At 40.9% G+C, this 3,282-nt stretch carries 2 protein-coding genes; both read left to right on the forward strand.

Annotation, left to right across the window (positions count from 1 at the left end; all coding sequences use genetic code 11):
* Positions 1 to 227 precede the first annotated feature (227 nt).
* On the forward strand, positions 228 to 1,967 hold the full coding sequence (locus ACRCJ0_RS11010) for an ABC transporter ATP-binding protein (RefSeq protein ID WP_417893261.1): 1,740 nt from the start codon (positions 228 to 230) through the stop codon (positions 1,965 to 1,967).
* The coding region (locus tag ACRCJ0_RS11015) for an ABC transporter ATP-binding protein (protein WP_431390466.1) at positions 1,960 to 3,282 on the forward strand (1,323 nt) is incomplete at its 3' end. The genes ACRCJ0_RS11010 and ACRCJ0_RS11015, both read left to right, overlap by 8 nt.

Here is a 3,282-nt window from a genome sequence, read left to right on the forward strand (position 1 = left end):
TCCAAATGGTGTGGTTGACCGTATGGATACTACTTACGAAGAATTTTTAGACAATAAAGATGTGCAAGACCGCATCCAAAAATTATACGCTGAATAAAATAGTGTTGTTAAAACACAAACTGATAAAAGCAGACCGATTTCGGTCTGCCTTTTATTCACTTTAGCGATAATTTATTCATTATATTTTAAATGACTACTAGGCAAAATAAGTTTAAGGAGGAGAACATTTGAATTTTATCTGGAAATACGTTAAAAAATACCCTGGTAAATTGCTGATCACCTTCATTGCTACCTTCGGGACAGCAGCAGTAATGATCGGCTTACCTACCCTATTAGCGCAAATGATTGATAATGCCATTATCACCCAAGATATCCCTCTGTTATGGCGTTATACATGGATAATGATGGGATTGGTGGTACTATCCCTCGCTTCACGGACGATTACCGCTTATACGGTTTCTAATATCGTCAATGACATGGTCATGAACATCCGAAATGACGCCTACAAGAAAATGCAAAACCTATCTCACCATGAGTTTCAAGAGTTGGGTGTGGCATCTTTAACGACCCGTATTTCAACCGATGCCTTTGTGATTTTACAGTTTATGGAGATGACTTTAAAACAAGGTCTAGTATCCCCTATGATGCTAATTTTCTCGATCATCATGATCTTCTCCATTTCACCGGCATTAGGAATTTACGTGATTCCCGTTTCTATTATTATCATCTTATCTGTGATTTTTATCGCCAAATACACTTTGCCGATTTCTGAAAAACAACAGGCAAGTTTAGATAATATCAACCGGATTCTACGGGAAAACATTACTGGTTTACGTGTAATCCGTGCCTTCAATAATGAGCAATTCCAAGAAGGCCGGTTTAAAGACGTTAACCAATCTTACAAGAAACAATCTGGTAAATTATTCAAAACCATCGCGGTTACACCGGCCCTATTTTCTCTATTATTGAATACCGTGATTATTGCAATCCTTTGGTTTGGAGCTGGTTTGATTGAGACTGGTTCTATGCAAGTTGGTATCATGGTTGCCTTTATCGAGTATGTTTTCCACGCATTATTCTCATTATTAATGTTTGCCAACATTTTTATGATGTACCCACGTGCGGCGGTTTCAGCGGGGCGATTACAAGAAGTGATGGATATGCCAATTACAGTTGCTTCACCTGATCCACAAGTGGCTATTACTGAATCTGATGAATTTGGTACCCTAGAATTCCGTGACGTTGACTTTGCTTATCCAGACGCTTCTAAGCCCGTTCTACGGAACATTTCCTTTAAAACAAATCCTGGTGAAACGGTGGCTTTTATTGGGTCAACTGGATCTGGTAAATCAACGATTGTGAAATTAATCCCACGTTTCTACGACGTGAGTAAGGGTCAGATTTTAATTGACGGGATTGACGTTCGAAACTATGACTTGAATGCTTTACGGTCAAAAATTGGGTATACACCGCAAAAAGCCTTACTATTTACTGGGGATATCGCGGAAAACTTACGTTACGGTAAATTCAATGCGGATGATATGGACCTGGACCGAGCGACTAACGTGGCGCAGGCTTCTGAATTTATTAATCGTTTGGAAACCAAATATGCGACTCATTTAGATGAAGGTGGGGCCAATCTATCTGGTGGACAGAAACAACGGTTGTCTATTGCCCGTTCCATTATCGCGGACCGAGAAATTTACATCTTCGATGATTCGTTCTCAGCACTAGACTACAAGACCGATGCTGCAGTGCGCCAAGCCTTAAAAGACGAAACACAGAATGCAACAACTATCATCGTTGCCCAACGTGTAAGTTCGATTATCCATGCTGATCAAATCATCGTCCTAGATGAGGGTGAAGTGGCAGCGCGCGGTACCCATAAAGAACTGCTTAAAACGTCTGAACTTTACTATGAAATTGCATCATCTCAATTAAGTGAGGAGGAATTAAATCGTGGCTAATACAGAAATTGAAAAACGAGAAATTCCAACTAAGGAAATCTTAGGCAACCTATGGCGGTATATCAAACCCTATAAAGGCCAATTCTTATTGGCCATGTTTGCCACTGTTTGGATGAATATTGCCGGTGTTTTAGAACCTATCGTACTTGGTTTAGCTATCACGGAATTAACCAGTAATGTAGTGGATTTGATGAACCAAGTACCTGGTGCAAGTATCAACTATGATTACGTTGGTTATATTGCCCTACTTTACTTTATCCGTGGTTGCTTCTTCTGGTCGGGTCAATACTTAGGTCAGTATTGGCTAACAAATGTGGTACAAAATGCTATATACGACCTTCGTAACGACGTGGCTAAGAAAGCCAACAACATGCCTGTTTCTTATTTTGACAGCCATCCAACAGGTGATGTCTTATCACGGATGACCAATGATATTGATTCAATTACCAATGCTTTGCAACAGTCCTTTATTCAGTTCGTGAATGCGATTCTAGGGATTTCCTTTGCGGTTATTTCCATGTTCCTTATCCAATGGCATCTAGCCTTAATTATTGTGACCACAATTCCATTGTCATTCCTTTTTGCTAAGCTGATTATTAACCAATCGCAATCAGCCTTCCAAAATCAAGCGAATGCCTTAGGGAACTTATTTGGTTATACGCAAGAACAGTTGTCAGGTTTCACTGAAATCAAGGTCTACAGTCGTCAAGAGGAATCGGTGGCTGAATTCGAACGCCGAAACCAACAATTGCGGGATTACGGTTTTAAAGCCAGCTTCCTATCTTCTCTAATGATGCCTCTACTGAATACGGTAAGTAACTTGGGCTACGTTGCCACTGCAATTGCCGGTGGTTTATATACCCTTGCTGGGAAGTTAACAGTTGGTAATCTACAAGCCTTAGTCCAATACGTGATGCAAATTACCCAACCGATTCAAATGTTGACCCAACTATCCGGTGTCTTACAATCAGCCCTAGCCGCCGCCCACCGTGTCTTTGATTTCTTAGACGAGGAAAATGAGATCCAAGAAGAAGTTACCGGCCATCTACCAGCGAAAGTTACTGGTGCTGTTGAATTCGACCACGTACGCTTCGGTTATGACCCAGAGAAGCCCTTGATGCAAGATATCTCATTCAAAGTTGAACCTGGTCAAACAGTGGCCATTGTTGGCCCTACAGGTGCGGGTAAAACGACTTTAATCAACTTATTGATGCGTTTCTATGACGTGGATGCTGGTGCGATTAAAATTGATGGTGTACCCACTAAATCAATGACACGCGGGGAATTACGCAAGCACTTTGGTATGGTATTACAG

It is taken from the genome of Aerococcus sp. L_32 (assembly GCF_050689315.1).